Source organism: Geodermatophilus sp. SYSU D00814 (genome assembly GCF_054050055.1).
Window position 1 is genome coordinate 200,198 of the sequence record NZ_JBJGYP010000001.1, and the last position, 19,870, is coordinate 220,067.

The window sequence follows — 19,870 nt, forward strand, 5'->3', positions numbered from 1 at the left end:
GTCGTGTCCCCCGCTCTCCTCGCCGCCGTCTCCGGTCTGGGCCTCGGCCTCTCGCTCATCGTCGCGATCGGCGCGCAGAACGCCTTCGTGCTGCGGCAGGGGCTGCGCACCGAGCACGTGGCCGCCGTCGTCGCGGTGTGCCTGGTCTCCGACGCGGTGCTCATCGCCGCGGGAACCGCCGGGGCGGGCACGCTGGTCAGCCGGGTGCCCGGGCTGCTCACCGTCGTGTGCTTCGCCGGGGCGGCGTTCCTCGCGGCCTACGGCCTGCTCGCCGCCCGCCGCGCGGCCGGGACGGCGGCCCTGGTCCCCGACGCGAGCGGGCGCCGCGCCGGGCTCGCGGTCACGCTGACCACCTGCCTGGCGCTCACCTGGCTCAACCCGCACGTCTACCTCGACACCGTGGTGCTGCTGGGGTCGCTGGCCGGCACCTGGGGCCGGCTGCGGTGGTGGTTCGCCGGGGGCGCCGCGCTGGGCAGCGCCGTCTGGTTCCTCGCCCTCGGGTACGGGGCCCGGCTGCTGCGGCCGGTCTTCGCCCGCCCGGTGGCGTGGCGGGTGCTCGACGCGGTCATCGCGGTCGTCATGCTGCTGCTGGCGGTGTCGCTCGTCGTGCAGGGCGTTCGCGGGAGCTAGACCTCCGCGCCGACCTCGGCGGGTTCGTCCTCCGGCAGGAAGCTCCACGTCTCCCGCGACGGCGTGGCGGCCCGCCCGGCGGCGCAGCTGGGCCGGAAGTCGCACCAGCCGCACTGCCGGCCGGTCACCGTGGGGAACGCCTCGTCGGGGTGCACGCCGTCCTCGAGCCGCCGGGTGGCGGCGCCGATGTCGGCGGCGACGTCCTCGGCCCGCCGGACGTGGTTGGCCAGCGACCGCTCGGTGTGCTCGAACGCCGCCACCGTGCCCGAGGGCAGGTGGTGGAGTTCGACGCGGCGGCAGGGCCGGCGCAGCGTGCGCTGCACGCCCAGGACGTAGAACGCCAGCGCCGGTGAGCCGCGTGCCTCGTCCTCGGTGCTGGGCACCCGGCCGGTCTTGTAGTCGACGACGACGAGCTCCTCGCCCCGCTGGTCGATCCGGTCGACGCGGCCCGACAGCGCCAGCGCCGAGGTGGTGGCCGCGACCTGCCGCTCCAGGCCCACCGGCTCGTCGTCGGGGTCGACGCCGGCGAGGTAGTCGGTGAGCCAGCCGGCCGCGCGGGCGCGCCACCGCGCGGACTGCTCGGCGTCGCGGAAGCCGGTGTCGGACCAGACGCCGTGGAGGAGCTGGCGCGCGGCGACGGCGGTGCGGCGCCCGCGCGGTGCGTCCCACCACGAGCGCAGCGCCGCGTGCACCGCCGAGCCGACCGTGTTGTGGGCCCACGGTGGGCCCTTGGGTGGCGTCGGGCGGTCGACGTAGGCGTGCCGGTAGCGGCGCGGGCAGTCGGCGAACGTCGCCAGCTTGCTCGGCGTGGCGGAGAACAGCCGCCGCGGCATGCCCGGCATCTCCAGCTGCTCGCCTCCCATGCCGGCCACGCTAGCCGCCGGAGGGCCCGTTCCCGTGCCGATCGGTGAACGGCGCGCTCCCCGTGGCCGCGGCGAGCAGCGCCTCGAACTGTCCGGGGTCGGTGGTACAGGCGCCGATGGGCGTCGTCTTGTTGGTGCCGTGGTAGTCGCTGGACCCGGTGGTGAGCAGGCCGAGCTCGCGCGCCAGCCCGCGCAGGTGGTCGCGCTCGGCCGGGCTGTGGTCGGGGTGGTCGACCTCCAGGCCCAGCAGTCCCGCGTCGGCCATCGCGGCGATCGCGGCGTCGTCGACCACCCGGCCCCGGCGGGTGGCCAGCCCGTGGGCGAAGACCGGCACGCCGCCGGCCGCGCGGACCAGCGCGATGCCGTGCCGGACGTCGGTGTCGGCCTTGGGCAGGTGGTGCGGGCTGCGGTGGTGCAGCAGGGTCGCGAACGCCTCGTCCACCGACGCGACGACGCCGGCGTCGACCAGCGCCCGCGCCACGTGCGGCCGGCCGACCACCCCGCCGCCGGAGGTCTCGACCACCCGCTCCCACGCGACCGGGTACCCGGCCGCGGCGAGCCCGGTGACGATCCGCTCGCCGCGGCTGAGGCGCTCGGCGCGCAGCCGGGCGAGCTCCTCGGCCAGCGCGGGGTGGGCCGGGTCGAACAGGTAGGCGAGCAGGTGCACGCTGACCGGCGGCCGGTCGGCGGGGAACCAGCGGCAGGACAGCTCCAGGCCGGGGACGACGGTCAGCCCGGGCGGGCGGGCCGCGGCGGCGGCCGCCCACCCGGCGGTGGTGTCGTGGTCGGTGAGCGCCACGACGTCGAGGCCGGCGGCGCGGGCGGTGGCCACCAGCGCGGCCGGGGTGTCGGTGCCGTCGGAGACCGACGAGTGGGTGTGCAGGTCGATCAGCATCGGCGTCCAGCCTCCCCCAGCGGCGGGCCGGCCGCGCGGGGCCTCAGCGGGGCGCGGCGGGAGGGTCCTGCCGCGGAGCGCCGGGGATCGGCTGGGTGTCGCGCTGCGGCCGCTCGTCGGCGGGCGGTTCGGGGTTGCCCTCGTCGTCGCCGCCGCTGCCCCAGTCGCTGCCGAACAGCAGCCCGCTGACCTCCCGGTAGAGCAGGTCGGCGCGCGGCAGGAAGGTGATCTGGGACAGCGCCTGCTGCTGGCCGGCGGACTCGAAGCGGAAGGTGCCGTAGCCGAGCACCTGGCCCAGCACCGTCTCCTTCCAGGTCAGGTCGGTGATCCGGCGCAGCGGCAGCAGGGTGACGGTGCGCGCGATGATCCCCGAGGTCAGCAGCACCCGGCGGCGGGTGACGATGAAGTGGCGCATCCACCACTCGCCGGCGCGCAGCGCGAACGTGCCGAGCGCGCCGAGCACGACGGCGAGCCCGACGGTGGCCGACACCCGGTTGTCCGGGTCGAGGGTGAGCACCCACACGCCGACCACCAGCACCGGCAGCGTCCGGGCGGCCGGCGCCAGCAGCACCGCCCAGTGGCGGCGGGTGGCGACGACGGCCTGCTCGCCGGGGAGCAGGTACTTGGCGGCGTCCTTGGCCCACTGCGGCGGGCGGCCGTCGGCCGGGCCGGTCACGGCCGCCTAGACGAGCGAGGTGACGAAGGCGGCGATGGACGAGGCGGCCTCCCCGAGGGCCTCACCGGCGCTCTTCACCATCTCCGCCGAGGACTCCGGCTGCTGGATGACGTACCAGACGACGAAGGCGATGGCCAGCCAGACGAGGACCTTCTTCAGGTTCACCGTCACCTCCGGGGATGCGCTCGGACCGGCGGGCGCGGTGCCCGCACGGATCGGCCCGGAGGCCGGTCCCATGGGTAACACAGGCACCACCGGGCGCCTGCCGGACACGCCGGGTCGGCGCCGGCCGTTCACTCCCCCGGCAGCAGGTGCTCGCTCGGCGGGCCCAGCGGCAGGTCGGGGTAGAGCCGTTCGCGCAGGTCCAGCAGCCGCCGCGGCTCGACGAGCAGCCAGCCGGCCGACATCGGCCAGGTCACCAGCCACAGCCACACGCCGTAGGCCTCGCCGACGAAGGCGGCCCGGTCGTCGGAGGTGGGGATCGCCCACAGCGGGGCGTGCTGCCCGGCGGCCTCGACCGACGCCGACGACGGCCCGGTGATGACGTCGCCGGGGTCGAGACCGGGCAGGCCCGCGTAGCCGCAGCCCACGCCCATGCCCGGCTCCTCGGCCACCAGGACCATCTCGGCCGACCCGCCCAGCGGCGCCGGGCCGGCGCAGCCGACCACGATCGCCCGCGCGCCCGGCTCCCCGCCCCACGCCAGGCCGGTGACCGACCAGCCCGTCGGCATCGGGTCGGGCACCCACGCGGGGACGCGCGCGTCGGCGGTGACCGCGGCGATGGCGTCGTGCGCGATGAGCGTCGTGTGGTGCAGCGGGGTGACCGCGCCGTGCAGGTGGCACCACGCCACGGCCGAGTCCCCGGGGCGCACGACCAGCGGCTCGCCACAGCGAGGGCAGACCGGGGAGGCGCTCATCGCAGAACACCGTCCTGTCACGCGCGGCTCACGTCAAGCGCGGGCCGACCGTGCCGGGCCCGGCCGCCGTACTCTGCGCGGGTGTCCTCCGCGCCTCCTCCCCCGGCTCGGGAGGGTGCCGCGACGGTGGCCTGCGTGGGCGCGGTGGTGCTCGACGACGCCGGCCGGCTGCTGCTGGTCCGCCGGCGCAACGCCCCCGGTCGCGGGCTGTGGTCGGTGCCCGGCGGGCGGGTGGAGCCGGGTGAGTCCCTCGCCGCCGCGGTGACGCGGGAGGTCCGCGAGGAGACCGGGCTGCGGGTCCGCGTCGGCGCGGAGGTCGGGCGGGTGCAGATCCCCGGCGACGGCGTCGTCTACGACGTCGTCGACTTCGGGTGCACGCTCACCGACCCGCGGGCCGAGCCCGTGCCCGGCGACGACGCGGACGCGGTGGTGTTCGCCGGCCCGGCCGACCTCGACCGGCTGGCCTGCACGCCGCGGCTGCTGGAGACGCTGCGCGGCTGGGGCGCGCTGCCGGCCTGACCGGCCGGGCAGCGCGCCGGTCCGGTCAGGAGCGCGGCGCCGGCTCCGGGCGGCCGGGCTGCTCGCCCCCGCGGGCCTCGCCGTAGGAGCGCTTGGGCACCATGACCTTGCGGCGGAAGACGCACACGACCGTGCCGTCCTGCTTGTAGCCGATGGTCTCGACGTGCACCACGCCGCGGTCGTCGCGCGAGCGCGACTCGGTCTTGTCCAGCACCGTCGTCTCGCCGTAGATCGTGTCGCCGTGGAAGGTCGGCGCCACGTGGTGCAGCGACTCGACCTCCAGGTTCGCGATCGCCTTGCCCGAGACGTCGGGGACGCTCATGCCCAGCAGCAGGGAGTACACGTAGTTGCCGACGACGACGTTCTCCCCGAACTCCGTGGTCTCGGCCGCGTAGTGGCTGTCCAGGTGCAGCGGGTGGTGGTTCATCGTGATCAGGCAGAACAGGTGGTCGTCGTACTCGGTCACGGTCTTGCCCGGCCAGTGCTTGTAGACCGCGCCGACCTCGAACTCCTCGTAGTACCGGCCGAACTGCACGTGTGCGCTCCCGACGTCGTCGTGCGGTGGCAGGGACGGGCGCACGCGCGACGGGCCTACCGGGCGCGGTGCGGCCCGCTGCCCACCACGCGGCGTCGGTGACCCATCTGGACGGCCGCCGATCCTACGATGCCCGGGTGGTCCACCCGCTCCGCGCCGGTGACCCCGCGGAGGGCGACGTCGTCGTGCTGTCCCCCGCCGGGCGCCGCACCCGCCTGGCCGCCACGCTCGTGGTCCTGGCCCTGCTGCTGGCCGGGACGCTGTGGGGCACCGACGCCCACTTCCCGTTCGGCCCGTTCAAGATGTACTCGACCCGCGCCGACAACGACGCGCCGGTCGTCTCCACCCGCGTCGTCGGCCTGACCGGCGACGGCCGGGAGGTGCGGCTGTCCGGCGGCGAGGTCGGGCTGCGCCGCGCCGAGTTCGAGGGCCAGCTCCCGCGGCTGGCCGACGACCCCTCGCTGCTGGTGCTGCTGGCCGACACCTACGCCGAGCACCACCCCGGCGGCCCGGAGCTGGTCGGGGTGCAGGTGGTGCAGCGCCGCTTCGAGCTCGTCGACGGCGAGGCGACCGGCGCGTGGACCGACCGGGTCCTCGTCGAGCAGGAGCTGGAGGTCGGCCCGTGAGCGCCACCCTGCCCCCGTCCGCACCGCCGGCCGCGGCGTCCCGTCACGGGGTCCGCGGCGCCCTGCGCGGGGTGGGCGGCGCCGTGCGCGGGTTCTGGACCCGGCCGGTGCCACTGGCGCGCGTCGCGGTGTTCCGCACCATCGCCTACCTGTTCGTGCCGGTCGACGTCTTCCTCACCACCGCCTGGGTGGGCGCGCACGCCGACGTCCCGACCGCCTACTACCAGCCCCTGGTGATCGGGCAGCTGCTGCCGCTGCCCGTCCCGACCTCGACCGTCGTGCACGTCGTCCAGTGGGCGCTGGTGGCCACCGCGCTGGCCGCCGCCACCGGTCGCGCCCCCCGTCTGCTCGGCTCCGCGGTGTTCCTCCTCTACCTCGAGTGGATGGTCATCGCGATGAGCTACGGCAAGGTCGACCACGACCGCATCGCCTACCTCGTCGCGCTCGCCGTGCTGCCCACGGTCGGCGTGGCCCGCTGGCGGGACCGCCGGTCGTCGGAGGCCGCCGGCTGGGCGATGACCGCGGTGTTCGTCACCGTGGTGCTCACCTACTTCCTGGCCGCCTGGGCGAAGGTGCGCTTCGGCGGCTGGGACTGGGCGACCGGCTCGACCATCACCCGCGCCGTCGTCCGCCGCGGCACGGTCCTGTCGGAGTGGACGCTCGACGTGCCCGGCCTGCTCACGGCCGTGCAGTGGTCGATGCTGCTGCTGGAGTTCGCGGCGCCGCTGGTGCTGCTGGTGCGCTCGGACCGGGCGCGGGTGGCGCTGGTGGTCTTCCTGCTCGGGTTCCACCTGATGGTCTTCGGCGGGCTGCGGATCATCTTCCTGCCGCACTGCGTCGCCATCCTGTCGATCCTGCCGTGGGAGCGGTTCCCCGACCTGGTCGCCGAGGTGCGCCGGCGGGCCGGGCGGCGAGGGGCCCGCGGCCTCCCCGCCGCCCCGCCGGGCTGAGCGCGGATCAGACCAGCGCGCCGATGCGGGCGGCGACGTCGGCCTCGTGCTGCTGGTAGGAGGCGGCGACCGCGCCGAGCAGGCTCCCCATCCCGGTGAGGGCGTCGCTGACCGACTGGGCCGAGGCGCGCCACTGCTCGTAGAGCGCGCTGAACTGCACAGCCGCCTGGCTGTCGGTCCAGCCGTCGAGCACCGAGGCGGTGACGCTGCTCGACAGCGTGGCGTGCCGCGCCGTCGTCTCGGCCGCCTCGGCCTGGCACTGCCCGGCCATCGACTGCAGCGCGGCGATGTCGACCTTCACGTGGGTCCTCCCGTCCGTCCCGGGCACCTCCCGGGATCGGCTGCGGACGCTAGGGCCGGTCGCGCACGGCGGCCCGCAGCCGTCCACAGGCGGGGGTGGTGTCCACAACCGCCGGGACCCGGCGCCGCGACCGGGGTGGGGCCGCGACGGTCGGCGCGTGTCCGCTCCCCCACCTGCCGACGTCGCGCCGCGCTGCTGGACCGTGGTCGGTCCCGAGGGTGCCGTCGACGTCGAGGTCCGCGCCGCCGACGGCGACCGGCTGGCCGCGGTGCTGCCCGCCCTCGCCACCGCCCTCGGCGTCCCACGGGCGTCGCTGTGGTCGGGCAGCACCGCGCTCCCCGCCGACCTGCCGCTCCGCTCGGCCTCTCTCGCGCACGGCGCGGTCCTCGGTCTCGGCCGTCCCGCACCACGTGACGAGCGGCCGGCGCCGAGCCCGCTGGAGCTGCACGTCGTCGGCGGGCCCGCGGCGGGCACGACGGCCGGCCTGGCCAGCGGCCGGCACGTCCTGGGCCGCGGCGCCGACGCCACGCTGCCCCTCCCCGACCCGGGCGTCTCCCGCCGGCACGCCCGGCTCGACGTCGGTGCCGGCGGGACCACGGTCGCCGACCTCGGCTCCACCAACGGCACCCGCCTCGACGACGAGGAGCTGACCGGCGCCCCGGTGTCCTGGCGGCCGGGCGCCGTGCTCCGCCTGGGCGCGACCTCCCTGACCGTCGCTGGTCCCCGGGACGTCCCGGTGGGGCTGCGGCCCGGCCCCGGCGGGCGGTGGCTCGTGCGGCCGGGGACCGCGCCGGCGGCGCAGCGCCCCGAGGTGGAGGTCGCCGTGCCCGCCGCGCCCGACGAGCCGCCCCACCGCCGCCTGGCCTGGGTCGCGGTGCTCCTGCCCGCGGCCGCCGGGGTGGTGCTCGCCTGGCTGCTGTCCACCCCGACGTTCCTCTTCTTCGCGCTGCTGTCCCCGCTGGTCGCGGTCGGCACGTGGGCGTCGGACCGGTGGTCCGGCCGCCGGTCCCGCCGGCGCGCGGCGGCGACCCACACCGCGGAGCTCGCCACCGCCCGGGTCGGGCTGGCCGAGGCGGTGCGGGCCGACGTCCGGGCGGCCCACCGCGCCTGTCCCGACCTCGCCACCCTGGCCACCGCGGCCCGCCGGCGGACCGCGCCGCTGTGGTCGCGCGCCGGCCGGGACGCCGACGCCCTGGTGGTGCGGCTGGGCACCGGCCCGGGGACGACACGGGTGGTCCGGGTCGTGGAGGGCCGCCGGCAGGCCGAGCCGGCCGACGGCCTGCCCGTCGCGGTCGACCTCCGGGCCGCCGGGAGCCTGGGCGTCACCGGCCCGCGGGCACCGGCGCTGGGCGTGGTGGCCGGGGTGCTCGCGCAGGTGGTCACGCTGCTGCCGCCCGGGGACGTCGACCTGGCGCTCCTCACGACGGCGGAGCGCGCGCCGGACTGGGCGTGGGCGCGGTGGCTGCCGCACGTGGCGCCTGGGGCGGTCCACGTCCGCCCGTCCCTGACCACGGCCCGCCGGGACGAGGACGCGCTGCTCGCCTGGCTCGGCGGGGTGGCGGGGCGGGGAGAGGCGGCCCGCCCGGCGGCGCCGCGGGACGGTCCCGGGCGCCTGCTGCTCGTCGTCGACCGGCCGGTGGGCGCCGCCCTGCGTGACGCCCTGTGCCGCTGCCGCGACGCCGGCGCCGTCCTGCTGTCCCTCGGCCGGCGGACCGACGAGCTGCCGGTCCCCGGCGGCGCCGTGCTGCAGGTCGGCGGGGAGACCGGCGACACGGGCCTGCTCGACCGGGGCGACGGCACCGCGCGGAGCGAGCTGGTCGTCGACCGGCTGCCGCGGCCGGTCGCGGGGCGGTGGGCCCGCGACCTCGCCGCCCTGAGCCCCGGCCGCGCCAGCGCGACCCTGCCCCGGACGGTGCGCCTGCTGGACCTGGCCGCAGGCGCACCGGCCGGGGACGGCGTCCCGGTGACGTGGTCGCGGGGACGGACGTCGCTCACCGTCCCCCTCGGACTGGGCGGCGAAGGGGTCGTCGCGGTGGACCTGTGCCGCGACGGGCCGCACGCCCTGGTGGCCGGCACCACGGGCTCGGGCAAGTCCGAGCTGCTGCAGACGCTGGTCGCCGGGCTGGCGCTGGCGCACCCGCCGGACCGCTGCGCGTTCCTCCTCGTCGACTACAAGGGCGGTGCCGCCTTCGCCGAGGCCGCGGCGCTGCCGCACACCGTGGGCCTGGTGACCGACCTCGACGCGGCCGCCACCGGGCGGGCGCTGCGCTCGCTGACCGCCGAGCTCACCCGCCGGGAGGCGCTGCTCGCCGCGGCCGGCGTGAGCGACGTCGGCGCGCTGCCCGACGAGGTGGACCTGGCGCGGCTGGTCATCGTCGTCGACGAGTTCGCCGGCCTCGCGGAGGAGCTGCCGGAGTTCGTCACGGGGCTGGTCGGCATCGCCCAGCGCGGCCGCTCGCTCGGCGTGCACCTGGTCCTGGCGACGCAGCGCCCCGGCGGGGTCGTCTCACCGGAGATCCGGGCCAACTGCTCGCTGCGGGTGTGCCTGCGCACCACCGACGAGGCGGACTCCCGCGACGTCCTCGGCAGTCCGGACGCGGCGCGGATCCCGGCCGACCGGCCCGGCGGCGGGCTGCTGCGCGTGGGCTCGGGACGCCCAGTGCCGTTCCAGACCGCGCGGGTGGCGCTGGGGCCCGCGGCGGCGCCCGGGCCCGCCGTCCGGCGCCGGCCCTGGCCACCGGCCGCCGGCCCGCCCGCCGGTGACGACCCCACGGTGCCCGGCCGCACCGATCTCGCCCGCATCGCCGAGGCGGCCTCCCGCGCCGCCGCCCGGTCGGGCACCCGCGAGCCGCACCGGCCGTGGCACCCCGCGCTGCCCGACTCCTTGAACGTCGCCGACCTGCCCGTGCCCGACGGGGACGGCGCCGACTGCGGGGCGCGCCTGCCCGTCGGCCTGGTCGACCGGCCCGACCGGCAGACGCGGGAGCCGCTGGTGCTCGACCTCGACCGCGGCGGCGCCTGGCTGGCCGTCGGCGGTCCCGGCAGCGGCCGCACCACCCTGCTGCGGACGGTGCTGGCCGAGGCTGTCCACCGCCTGCCGCCGGACCGGTTGCACGTCCACGTGCTCGACCACGCAGGTGGCTCCCTCGGGGCGGCGGCGGCGGGGCTGCCGCACACCGGGACCGTGATCGGCGCGGCCGACGCCCTGCGCACCGTCCGGCTGGTGGCACGACTGGGCGAGGAGATCGCCGCCCGCCGTGCCGGAGCCGCGCCGGGTGACCCGGTCGTGCTGCTGCTGGTCGACGGCGTCGAGTCGCTGCTGGCCCAGCTCGACGAGGCGGTTCCCGGACAGGGCTCGGCGGACCTCCTGCGCCTGGCGCGCGACGGCGCGTCGGTGGGCCTGAGCTGCGTCGTGACCGCCGACCGCGCCGTCCCGGGTGGCCGGCTGGCCGCCGCGGCGGGGACCCGCCTGGTGCTCCCGCTACCCGACCGCGGCGACTACGCCGTGGCCGGCGTGCCCGCCCGGGCGGTACCGGGACACCGGCCGCCGGGACGGGCGCTCCTGGGCGAGGACGCCCTCGAGTGCCACATCGCCCTCCCCCGCCCGCTGCGCCCCCGCCCGGCGCAGGTACCCGCCGTGACGACGGCGCTGCGGATCCCCGAGCTGCCGGCCGACCCCGCGCTGCCGGCCGACGCCCGGGCGGCGCTGACGGCGGTGCCGCTGGGGCCGGGCGGTGACGAGGGGGCGCTGCTGCACGTCGACCTGCGCCGCGGCGGGGGTCTGCTGGTGGTCGGTCCCCCGCGCAGCGGCCGGACGGCCACGCTGCAGGCCCTGGCCACCACGCTGTCCGGCGCCGGGATCCCCGTCGTCGGCCTGGTCCGCAGCCGGCGCGCGGCCGGTCCCGCCCTCCCCGACACCGCCCCGCTCGTCGCCGACGACGTCGCCGGCTGGCGGTCCTGGCTGGCCGGCCTCGCCGACGGCCCGGGGGTGCTGGTCCTCGACGACGCGGGGGCGCTCCCCGAGGCGCCGGTCCTCGCGGCGGCGGCCGCCGACCTCGCCGAGCACGACGTCGTGGTCCTCGCGGCCGGGACCGCCGGTGAGCTCTCCGGTGCCTTCCGGGGGCCGGTCGCCGACCTGCGCCGCAGCCGCAGCGGGCTGCTGCTCTGCCCGGGCCCCGGGGACGCCGACCTGCTGGGCATCCGGCTGCCCCGGGCGCCGGTCCCGGCCCGGCCCGGCTCCGGCTGGCTGGTCACCGCGGGCACGGCCCGGCGGGTGCAGGTCGCCCGCCACCGGGACGGGTCGTGAGCTCAGAGGAGCTCCAGCGCGGGGCCGATCTCCTGGGTCGCGTACCAGGCCAGCTCGTGCCCCTCGGCCTGGTCGACGACGAACTGGGCCTCGTCGCTGCCGAGGTCGGCCTCCAGCACCACCGCGACCGCCGCCCGCACGTCGTCCTCGGCCTCGGCACCGTCGACGTGCGCGCTGGCGACGTCGGCGAGGGTGACGTCGGCGGACACCCGGACCGCACCGGGGTCGGTGTCGGCGTCGTCGACCGGGGTGACCGAGGTGTCGGGCACGTCCGCGGCCAGCACCACGCGGCGGCGGGCGGCCGTGGGGTCCACGTCGAGCAGGCGGAGGCTGGCGCGGGCGGCGGCCAGCAGCGCCGCGTACTCGAGCTCCTCGACGTCGGACGCGGCGTCGCTGAGGGAGTAGGAGTCCCGCAGTCCCGGGGTCACGGCGAAGGCCGTGTGCGGTCCGCCGATCCGGCCCTCGTCGACCAGTCGCCGCAGGACGCTGGTCGTCGCCGGCAGGTAGATCCGCACGCGGCCGCTCCTCTCTGGTGGGGGGAGGCGACGGTATCCCGCGCCGCCGGGCCGGAGGCGGCGCGCGGGTCAGCGCACGGACTCGGCGAGCGCCGAGACCTCCTGCTCGAGCAGGTCGGCCAGCACCTCGACGTCGCCGACACCGTCGAGGTCGGCGTTGAGCCCGACGTGGACCCGCCCGTCGTAGCTGGTCATCCCGACCGACAGCGCCTGACCGCCCAGCAGCGGCACCACCGGGAAGACCTCCAGCATCCGGCTGCCCGCGGCGTACAGCGGCACCTGCGGTCCGGGGACGTTGGTCACCACCAGGGTGAACAGCCGGCGAGACAGACCGCGGGCCGCGCGGGCGCCGAGCGCGTGCAGCGTCGGCGGAGCGAACCCGGTGAGCGCGACGAGGCTGCTGGCCCGCACCGACCGCCCGGAGTCGGTCACGCTGCGCATGGCGTAGCCCAGCCGCGCCAGGCGCACCCACGGGTTGGGCTCCCCGACCGGCAGGTCGACGAGGTGGGCCGACACCCCCCCGCCCGCGGCACCCGGCTCCTCCTGCAGCGAGACGGGCACGAGCGCGCGCACGACGGTCGAGGCAAGCACCGGCTCCCCGCGCGAGAGCAACCAGTCGCGCAGCGCGCCGGTCAGGACGGTGAGCAGGACGTCGTTGACCGTGCCGCCGTGCGCCTTGCGGATCGCCTTCAGGTCGTCGAGGTCAGCGCGGGCGACCGCGACCCGCCGCTGGCTGCCGACCGTCCGGCTCAGCGGCCCGTGCGGTGGCGGGGCGACGGCCGACCCGGCGGCGCGGACGAACCCCCCGGCCGCACTGCGCACCCGGGCCACCGTCGAGCGCAGGTCACCGGCCGCCGACCAGGCGTTCTCCAGCACCGCGGTGGGCCGCTGGACGTACTCGGCGAGCGCGTCCCGGACCAGCTCGACGGGCCCGGGCACGCGGCCGGGGACCCAGTCGTCGACGGCGGGCAGCGGCGCGTCCGGAGTCGTGTCCAGCAGCACCTGGGCGATGTCGACCGCGCCCAGCCCGTCGACGAGCGCGGGGTGGGTCTTGGTCACCACGGCGACCCGGCCCTCGGCCAGCCCCTCGACGAGGTAGACCTCCCACAGCGGCCGCGCGCGGTCCAGCGGCCGCGACGTCACCCGGGAGACCAGGTCGAGAAGCTGCGCCTGCGTGCCGGGCCGCGGCACCGCCGAGCGCCGCACGTGGTAGGCGACGTCGAAGTCCGGGTCGTCGGCCCACACCGGGTTGGCCAGGTGGCCGGGCACCGGCACGACCCGCTGCCGGTAGCGCGGCACCAGCGGCAGCCGCGCCTCGACGAGCTCGGCGAGGGCGTCGAGTCCGCCCTCGACCGGTTCGAGCACGAGCACGCCCGCGACGTGCAGCGGGGCGCCCGCGTCCTCGAGGTACACGTACGACGCGTCCAGGGTGCTCAGCCGCTCGGCCATCGTCCTCCTCCGGCTCGGGGGTCCACGCTACGGCGGCGCCGGCGCCCTCCCCAGCCGGGCGGGGCAGGACGGTCCGCCCGGGCGGAGGGTCAGCCGGCGCGGCGGCGCAGGAGCCGCCGTCCCGGTGCGGGGTCGGGCACCCGGGCGAGCCCGGCGGCCATCGTGCGCAGCCCGGTTCTCAGAGGCGAGCCGGGGGCGACCTCGGCCAGGGTCCGCCCGGAGGCCAGCGCCGCGTCGGTGGCGCCGCGGTCGGCGGGCAGGAAGCCGTGCACGCCGCGGCCGGCGAACCGCTCGAGGGCGTCGCCGATCTCCTGGCGGGGGTCGCCGGGCACGGGCCCGCGGCGGACCTGGTTGACCACCACGGCCGGCTCGACGTCCGGCATCAGGTCGCGCAGCTGGCCCAGCGCCCGGATCGTGCGCTGCAGCGCGACCGGGTCGGCACCGCTGACGCACAGCACGTCGTCGGCCGCCTCCAGCACCGTGACGGTGGCCCCGTTGCGCCGGGGGGCCGCGGTGTCGAAGGACAGCTCCTCGTCCTCCTCGAGGTTGAACGCGCAGTCCACGACGACCAGGTCGGCCACCCGCCGCGCCTCGTCGAGCACCGCCGCGACCGCGCGGGGGCGCAGTTCGGGCCACCGGTCGGCGCGCGCCAGCCCGGTCAGCACCGACAGGTTGGGCCGGACCGACCAGGCCAGCCGCTGCAGCGCCGCCTCGTCCAGCGTGCCGGCGGCCGCCTGCCGCGCGGCGCCGGCCAGTCCCGGCGACTCGTCGAGCAGGCCGAGGACCTGCGCCACGACCCCGCCGTACACGTCGGCGTCGACCAGCAGGGTCGCCACACCCAGGCGGGCGGCCTCGTCGGCGAGGCCGACGGCGACCGTGGTCCGGCCCGGCGCGCCGGTGGGGCCCCACACCGCCACGACCCGGCCCCGGGACGGACGCCGGACCGCGGGCCCGGACCCGCCGCGGCGGGGTGTGGGCAGGGCCGCCCGGGGGTCGGCGACGCCGTGCCCGGCGGCGGGTCCGGTCACGGCCTCGCGCAGCGCCCGGACCACCTCCTCCGGCTCCGCGTCGGCGGGCAGCACGGTGGCCACCCCGAGCGCGCGCAACCGCTCGGCGGCCCGCTCGTCGGCCGGGTCGGCCAGCCCGACGACGGCGACCCCGGCCGCGCCGAGCCGGGCGACGGCGTCGACGTCGAGCCGGTGCAGGTCCGCCGACAGCAGCGCCGCCTGGGCGGTGCCGGTGGCCGCCGCGGCCAGCAGGTCGGAGGCGTCGACGCACCGACGGACCACCGTCACCCCGTGGTCGGCCCGGTCGAGGGCCCCGACCAGCGCGGCCTCCCAGGCGGCGCCGGTGACCGCGGTGACGACCTGGAGCGCCATCAGGGCGTCGGCCCGGCGGGCGCACCGGCGGCGGGGGCGGCAGCGGGATCGGCGGGCGGGACGGGCGGTGCGGCCGGCACGGGAGCGGCGGGCACGGAGGCGGTCGGCGCCGTGGTCGGCACGGTCGGCGCAGTGGTCGGCACGGTCGGCGCGGTGGTCGGTGTGGTGGGCCGCGGGGTGGTCGGGGTGGTGGGCCGCGGGGTGGTCGGCGACGCGCCGCCGTCCACGGCGTCGTCCACGGCGTCGTCCACGGCGCCGTCCACGGCGCCATCCACGGAGCCGTGCACCACCACGACCAGCGGGCGGCCGCCGATCGAGCCCAGCACGTCTGCGGCCTGGGCGGCCGGCACCCCGATGACCACCTGCACGGTCGTGGTCGCCGTGGACAGCACGCCCTCGGCGCGGCCGCTGACGGCCTGCACCGGCGCGGCGGCGACGACGAGTGCCACGCCCTCGCCGGTCGCCGTGCCGGCGGGGTCGGTCACGCCGTAGACGTCGACGACCTGACCGCGGGCGAGTCCGGGCGGCGCGTAGCCGGCCTGCACCGGCAGCGCCACCTGCACCAGGTCGGCCGGCTCCTCCAGGGCGCTGCGGGGCAGGAGCTCCCCCGCCCGCACCGCGCGGGCGAGCGTGCGCCCGGCGGGATCGGTGCCGGTGGACAGGTAGGCGCCGGCCGAGTCGCCCAGCCGCACGTCGACCGCCACCAGGTCGGCGGCCTCGAGGCTGGTCCCCGCGGCCAGGTCCCCGGCCACCGACCAGACGGGCACCGTGGCGTCGGCGGCGCTGACCACCCGCGCGCCGAGCAGCACCGACCCGAGGACGAGCAGCACCCCGAGCACCAGCCGAAGGTCCAGCCACCGCGGCGGGCGCACGCGCCGTGGCACCGGCCCGGTCGCCGTCTCCCCCGCCACCGGCGCCGTGCGCGTGGCAGCGCTCACCGGGCACTCCTCCTCGTGGTCGTCCGGGACGGCCCGGGCGGCCCGCCCACCGGCGGACACGGACGCGACCGGCGGTCAGCGCGCGGTCGGACGCCGATGATGCGGTACGGACGCGGTTGCGTGCACCGGCTGTCCACACCTTCGGGTGTGGACGAGATGCGCACGGGTGAGTGCGTTGCTGCCAGACTGGTGCGCGACCGGACGGAGAGCCATGCCCACACCGCGCTTCCTGACCCTCGACGACGTCGCCGAGATCCTCAACGTCTCGTGGGCGCAGGTCTACGCGCTCGTACGGCGCCGCGAGCTGATCGCCATCCAGATCGGCGGCCGCGGCCAGTGGCGGGTGGAGACCGACGAGCTCGAGCGGTTCATCCAGCAGAAGTACGCCGAGGCGCGCGCCGGTGCGGTGCCTCCCCCCGAAGGGTCCGCCGCGGCCGGCCCCGACGCACCGGCCGACGCGCCGGCCGGACCCGCGCCCGCCCGCGGCCGCCGCTCCCGCAGCTGACCTCAGGCGGCGCCGGGGCTCAGCGTCCGGACCACCGCCACCGCCGCGAGCACCACCGCCCGCACCGACCGCACCGCACCGGGCCGCCGGAACTCGTCGGGCGCGTGCTCGGCCAGCTCCACGAAGTCGGCGCCGACCCGGTCGACGGTCCCGGTCAGCACCCCGCCGTCGTCGCACAGCACCGTCACCGCGCTGCGGTCGCGCGCCAGCCCGCGCAGCGCCCGCCGCAGGTCCAGCGCCGCCCGCACCGGTGACGCCGGCTCGGCTGCCGCCGTGGACCGCAGCAGCCCGGACACCGCCACGACGGCCGGGAGCGCCACCAGCACCTCGCGCCCCGCGTCGTCGGTGAGCAGCGCCCAGTCCGGGCCCACCTCCTCGAGCCGGCCGGCCACCTCGCCGGCGCCCCGGCAGCGCAGCGACACCCGCTCGCCGAGCGCCCCGCCGAGCCGCTCCGTCAGCCGGACCGCCCCCGTCTCCGCCCGCGACCGGGACGGCAGCTGAGCGCGTTCCTCGGCCGCCGTGACCTCGTCGAACTCCGCCTGCAGGTCGGCGAACAGCTGCTGCCAGCGCATGACCGGGAGCCTAGATGCTTCTTGGATCTTGCGTTTGCTTGCGTTTGTCTGCTTTGGTGCATCGACGGATGGAGAGGGGCTCACGTGTCGGGTGGTCGACTCGTCGCCACGACGGCGGTGATGGCCGCGGTCGCGGCCGGGCTGCGGGCGCTCACGCCCGACCTGCCGGCCCTGCCCGCCTCCGGACTCGACCTGCAGCACGTCGTCGACACCTCCGGCCCGGAGACCCTGCTGCTCACCGGGGTCGCCGCGCTCGCCTGGCTGGTGTGGGCCTGGGGCGCCCTCGGGTTGGCCCTCACCGCCCTGTCGGCGCTGCCTGGCCTGGCCGGTGCGGCCGCCCGGGTGCTGCTGCGCGGGCTGCTGCCCGCCTCGGGACGGCGCGCCGCCGCCCTGGCCCTGGGCATCGGCCTGGTCGCGGCGCCGGCGCTGACCGCCTGCACGACGACGGCGGGCGCCCCGGTGGTCGTCCCGGCGGCCGACACCCGGGCGCCGGCCGTACCCGACTGGCCGCTCCGGGCCCCGCCCCTCGCGGTCCCCGACTGGCCGGCCCCGCCCGGACCCGCGGCCGTCCCCGACCGACCCGGACCCGCAACGGCCGAGCACGTCGTGCTGCGCGGCGAGTGCCTGTGGTCCATCGCCGAGGCCGACCTGCGGGCGCGCACCGGCCGGCACCCGACCGGTGCGCAGACCCTCGCCGCCGTCGACCGCTGGCACACCGCCAACGCCGCCGTCATCGGCGACGACCCCGACCTGCTGCTGCCCGGGCAGGTCCTGCGCCCCCCGGCCTGACCCGACACCCACGGCCGCTCCCCCGGCCCGCGCCGACAGCCACCGACCCGACCCCCGGGAGCCCCCGTGACCGCCTCTCCGCGCACCGCCACGCCCACCGCCGACCGCGCGCCGCGGCTGACCATCGTCCCCGCGCTGCACCCACCGCTGCGCGGCCCGGTCGTGGCGCTGGTCGACCCGACCACCCCGCCGCCGCGGCCGCCGCACCGCCCCGGACCCCGGCCGGCCGCCGACGGCGGCCGGCGGACCGACCTGCTGGGCCCGGCCTGGTCGACGCGCGCCGGGCTGCCCGACCCGCGCGCTGCCGGTCGGTTGCTGTTCACCACCGTGCTCGAGGCACTGGCCGGGCGGCGGCCGCTGTCCCAGGTCCAGCGGCTGACCGCGCCCGGCGTCCACGGCGCCCTGCTGGCGGGGCGGCGCCCGGCGTGGTGCACCGGGGGGACGACGCCGGTTCTGCTCGGGCCGGTGCACACCTGCGAGCCGGTCGACGGCGTGGCCGAGGTCAGCGCGGTGGCGCGCCGGGCGGGTCGGGCGCACGCGGTCGCGGCGCGGCTGGAGGGCGTCGGCGGGCACTGGCGCTGCACCGCCCTGTCCATCGGGTAGCCGAGCTCCGTCAATCAATACGGACTTGCACAGAAGTGATACGAAGTCGTAAAGTCTGCGCCATGTCGGAGCAGGGGTCCGCAGGGGCACCGCAGATGTCGGTGCTCTTCGACCTCTGGCTGGTCAACCACCTGGTCTCCGGAGCGCTGGACGAGGTCCTCACCGAGGAGGGCGGGCTGTCCGGCGAGGAGTTCGGCTTCTACTCCCTGCTCCGCCGCTTCGGCCCGACCACGGCGACGCAGGTGGCCCGCTGGACGGCGATGCGGCCGACGACCATCTCCACCCAGGTCCGCCGGCTGCAGCAGCGCGGGCACGTGGAGCAGCGGCCCAACCCCGCCGACGGCCGGTCCCGGCTGCTCGCGCTGACCGCGGCCGGCGAGCAGGCCCACGCGCGGGCCGCGGAGACCTTCGTCGCCGCCACCCGCGCACTGGCCGCCGCGCTCGGCCCGGACGAGCCGCGCCAGCGGGCCGCCCTGCAGCGGATGGACGCCGCCCTGCGCGAGGTCGGCGGCCTGGACCCGCGGCCCTACACCGTGGCGACCGCGGAACCGGAGACCACCGCCCGCCTGGCCTACGCGGGCCCGCCGCTGACCGCCGCCGAGGAGGCGCACGTCCGCGCCTACGTCGACTTCGTCCGATCACGACGGCAGGAAGGAACCCGAGATGTCCCCGACCTCCTCCACCCGCCCCGCTGAGCCCACCGTGCTCGACGACGTCCGGGGCACCGTCACCGAGCTGATGACCCGCCACCGCGTGCCGGGTCTCACCGTCGCCGTCACCGGTCCCGACCGGCTGCTGGCCGCCCGGGGCTTCGGGTACGCCGACCTGGCCGCCCGGCGACCGGCCACCGCCGACACCGGCTACCCGTGGTTCTCGATGTCGAAGATCGCCACCGCGACCGTGGCGGTGCGGCTGGCCGACGAGGGCCGGCTGGACCTCGACGCCCCGGTGTGCGAGCTGGTGCCCCGGTTCACCGCCCGCTCGGGACAGCAGCCGCGGGTGCGCCACCTGCTCGACCACACGGCCGGTGCGGGCAACCCCCTGCCGGTGCGCTGGGTGCTGCCGGCCGACGCCCCGGAGGCCGAGGTCGACGCCGCCGTCCGGCGGGTGACGGCGCGGCACGGCCGCCCCACGCGGCCGGCCGGGGCGCCGGCGCGCTACTCCAACCTCGGCTACCTCGTCCTCGCCGAGGTCGTCGCCGCCGTCACCGGGGAGCCCTTCCCCGACCACGTGCGCCGGGCGCTGCTGCAGCCGGCCGGCATGACCGCCACCGGCTACGCGCACCGGCCCGAGGGGGAGTACGCGACCGGCTACGTGCGGCTGCCCCGACCGCTGACCCCGGTCCTCCGGGCGGCGCTGCCGGGCGGCATCGTCGGCGACCGGCACGGCGGGCAGGTGGCGCTGCGCCCGTTCCGGGTGGCCGGCGCCGGCTACGGCGGTCTCGTCGGCCCCGCCACCGACGCCGCCCGGCTGCTGCGGCTGCACCTGGCCGAGGGCACCGTCGACGGCACCCGGGTCCTGACACCGGCGTCGGCACGCGCGATGCGCACGATCGCCACGCCGGGGCGGCCGTTCGACCTGGGCCTGGGCTGGTTCCGCCGCCCCGCCGACCGCGACGCCGTCCCGGGCTTCGTCGAGCACTGGGGCACCGGGGGTGGCTTCTGGAACGCGATGCGGCTGTACCCGGACCTCGGCCTGGGGGTCGTCGTCATGGCCAACACCACCCGCGCGTACGACCACCACGCGCTGATGACGGCGGTCGTGGACGCGGTCACCCGGTGAGCCCCGGCCGGTGGCCGGGTGGCAGGACGTGCGCCGGCGCAGGCCCGGAGTAGCGGCACGCGGCGACACCCGGAACGGGACGGGATCGTCCACCGCGACGCGCGGGCCGGGGGTCTCCGC

General features: G+C 78.1%; 22 protein-coding genes. 10 read left to right on the forward strand and 12 right to left on the reverse strand.

Going from position 1 to position 19,870, the window contains the following annotated elements:
• Nucleotides 1-3: 3 nt before the first annotated feature.
• The gene (locus ACI780_RS00960; RefSeq protein ID WP_456871417.1) at nt 4-630 is read left to right on the forward strand and encodes a LysE/ArgO family amino acid transporter; all 627 of its coding nucleotides are present in this window, start codon (nt 4-6) and stop codon (nt 628-630) included.
• On the opposite strand, the gene ACI780_RS00965 is transcribed toward ACI780_RS00960, so the two are convergent.
• From ACI780_RS00965 to ACI780_RS00985, 5 genes are all read right to left on the reverse strand, one after another.
• Complete coding sequence (locus ACI780_RS00965; protein ID WP_456871939.1) at nt 627-1,493, reverse strand: RecB family exonuclease; 867 nt, start codon at nt 1,491-1,493, stop codon at nt 627-629. The genes ACI780_RS00960 and ACI780_RS00965 overlap by 4 nt on opposite strands.
• A 10-nt stretch (nt 1,494-1,503) precedes the next feature.
• Nucleotides 1,504-2,388, reverse strand: a complete 885-nt coding sequence (locus tag ACI780_RS00970) for a PHP domain-containing protein (RefSeq protein ID WP_457000437.1) — start codon at nt 2,386-2,388, stop codon at nt 1,504-1,506.
• Nucleotides 2,389-2,431: 43 nt separating this feature from the next.
• Nucleotides 2,432-3,064: a PH domain-containing protein gene (locus tag ACI780_RS00975; RefSeq protein ID WP_456871941.1), complete on the reverse strand. Its 633-nt coding sequence runs from the start codon at nt 3,062-3,064 to the stop codon at nt 2,432-2,434.
• A gap of 6 nt (nt 3,065-3,070) precedes the next feature.
• A complete protein-coding gene (locus tag ACI780_RS00980; RefSeq protein ID WP_176449796.1) occupies nt 3,071-3,229 on the reverse strand; it encodes a hypothetical protein in 159 nt (52 codons plus the stop codon).
• A gap of 128 nt (nt 3,230-3,357) precedes the next feature.
• Entirely contained in the window at nt 3,358-3,981 is a 624-nt protein-coding gene (locus tag ACI780_RS00985; RefSeq protein ID WP_457000439.1) for a DUF6758 family protein, read from the reverse strand.
• A 135-nt stretch (nt 3,982-4,116) separates the two neighbouring features.
• Between ACI780_RS00985 and ACI780_RS00990 the strand changes: the two genes are divergently transcribed.
• Entirely contained in the window at nt 4,117-4,500 is a 384-nt protein-coding gene (locus tag ACI780_RS00990; protein ID WP_457000440.1) for an NUDIX hydrolase, read from the forward strand.
• A 25-nt stretch (nt 4,501-4,525) separates the two neighbouring features.
• Here the strand turns inward: ACI780_RS00990 and ACI780_RS00995 are convergent, their stop codons facing one another.
• Entirely contained in the window at nt 4,526-5,035 is a 510-nt protein-coding gene (locus ACI780_RS00995) for a MaoC family dehydratase (RefSeq protein ID WP_457000441.1), read from the reverse strand.
• A 137-nt stretch (nt 5,036-5,172) separates the two neighbouring features.
• On the opposite strand from ACI780_RS00995, the gene ACI780_RS01000 reads away from it, so the two are divergent.
• Together ACI780_RS01000 and ACI780_RS01005 are read left to right on the forward strand one after the other, a co-directional pair.
• Nucleotides 5,173-5,661 carry a hypothetical protein gene (locus ACI780_RS01000; protein ID WP_457000442.1) on the forward strand — a complete coding sequence of 163 codons (489 nt, stop codon included), beginning with the start codon at nt 5,173-5,175 and terminating at the stop codon, nt 5,659-5,661.
• Nucleotides 5,658-6,611: an MFS transporter permease gene (locus tag ACI780_RS01005; RefSeq protein WP_457000443.1), complete on the forward strand. Its 954-nt coding sequence runs from the start codon at nt 5,658-5,660 to the stop codon at nt 6,609-6,611. The genes ACI780_RS01000 and ACI780_RS01005 overlap by 4 nt, the downstream gene beginning before the upstream one ends.
• A gap of 7 nt (nt 6,612-6,618) precedes the next feature.
• Here ACI780_RS01005 and ACI780_RS01010 read toward each other — a convergent pair whose 3' ends face one another.
• The gene (locus ACI780_RS01010; RefSeq protein WP_457000444.1) at nt 6,619-6,912 is read right to left on the reverse strand and encodes a WXG100 family type VII secretion target; all 294 of its coding nucleotides are present in this window, start codon (nt 6,910-6,912) and stop codon (nt 6,619-6,621) included.
• 157 nt (nt 6,913-7,069) lie between these two features.
• Between ACI780_RS01010 and ACI780_RS01015 the strand changes: the two genes are divergently transcribed.
• Nucleotides 7,070-11,218 (forward strand): FtsK/SpoIIIE domain-containing protein, encoded by a 4,149-nt coding sequence (locus tag ACI780_RS01015; protein WP_457000445.1) that lies wholly within the window; start codon nt 7,070-7,072, stop codon nt 11,216-11,218.
• Between the two features lie 2 nt (nt 11,219-11,220).
• Here the strand turns inward: ACI780_RS01015 and ACI780_RS01020 are convergent, their stop codons facing one another.
• From ACI780_RS01020 to ACI780_RS01035, 4 genes are all read right to left on the reverse strand, one after another.
• The gene (locus ACI780_RS01020) at nt 11,221-11,733 is read right to left on the reverse strand and encodes a DUF6912 family protein (RefSeq protein ID WP_456871948.1); all 513 of its coding nucleotides are present in this window, start codon (nt 11,731-11,733) and stop codon (nt 11,221-11,223) included.
• A gap of 69 nt (nt 11,734-11,802) precedes the next feature.
• Nucleotides 11,803-13,182, reverse strand: a complete 1,380-nt coding sequence (locus tag ACI780_RS01025) for a WS/DGAT/MGAT family O-acyltransferase (RefSeq protein WP_457000446.1) — start codon at nt 13,180-13,182, stop codon at nt 11,803-11,805.
• Between the two features lie 89 nt (nt 13,183-13,271).
• A complete protein-coding gene (locus ACI780_RS01030) occupies nt 13,272-14,561 on the reverse strand; it encodes an AAA family ATPase (RefSeq protein WP_456871950.1) in 1,290 nt (429 codons plus the stop codon).
• A complete protein-coding gene (locus ACI780_RS01035; RefSeq protein ID WP_457000448.1) occupies nt 14,561-15,499 on the reverse strand; it encodes an SAF domain-containing protein in 939 nt (312 codons plus the stop codon). Before ACI780_RS01035 ends, ACI780_RS01030 begins: the two co-directional genes overlap by 1 nt.
• 211 nt (nt 15,500-15,710) lie before the next feature.
• On the opposite strand from ACI780_RS01035, the gene ACI780_RS01040 reads away from it, so the two are divergent.
• A complete protein-coding gene (locus tag ACI780_RS01040; protein WP_456871952.1) occupies nt 15,711-16,004 on the forward strand; it encodes a helix-turn-helix domain-containing protein in 294 nt (97 codons plus the stop codon).
• A gap of 2 nt (nt 16,005-16,006) precedes the next feature.
• Here the strand turns inward: ACI780_RS01040 and ACI780_RS01045 are convergent, their stop codons facing one another.
• Complete coding sequence (locus tag ACI780_RS01045) at nt 16,007-16,576, reverse strand: hypothetical protein (protein ID WP_457000449.1); 570 nt, start codon at nt 16,574-16,576, stop codon at nt 16,007-16,009.
• A gap of 84 nt (nt 16,577-16,660) precedes the next feature.
• Here ACI780_RS01045 and ACI780_RS01050 point away from each other — a divergent pair, with 84 nt between their 5' ends.
• From ACI780_RS01050 to ACI780_RS01065, 4 genes are all read left to right on the forward strand, one after another.
• The gene (locus ACI780_RS01050; protein WP_457000450.1) at nt 16,661-17,365 is read left to right on the forward strand and encodes a LysM peptidoglycan-binding domain-containing protein; all 705 of its coding nucleotides are present in this window, start codon (nt 16,661-16,663) and stop codon (nt 17,363-17,365) included.
• A gap of 66 nt (nt 17,366-17,431) precedes the next feature.
• Nucleotides 17,432-17,968, forward strand: coding sequence for an Rv3235 family protein (locus tag ACI780_RS01055; protein ID WP_457000451.1), 537 nt, complete (start codon nt 17,432-17,434; stop codon nt 17,966-17,968).
• 62 nt (nt 17,969-18,030) lie between these two features.
• Nucleotides 18,031-18,663, forward strand: a complete 633-nt coding sequence (locus tag ACI780_RS01060) for a MarR family winged helix-turn-helix transcriptional regulator (RefSeq protein WP_456871956.1) — start codon at nt 18,031-18,033, stop codon at nt 18,661-18,663.
• Nucleotides 18,632-19,750 (forward strand): serine hydrolase domain-containing protein, encoded by a 1,119-nt coding sequence (locus ACI780_RS01065; RefSeq protein ID WP_457000452.1) that lies wholly within the window; start codon nt 18,632-18,634, stop codon nt 19,748-19,750. Before ACI780_RS01060 ends, ACI780_RS01065 begins: the two co-directional genes overlap by 32 nt.
• The last annotated feature ends 120 nt before the right edge of the window (nt 19,751-19,870 follow it).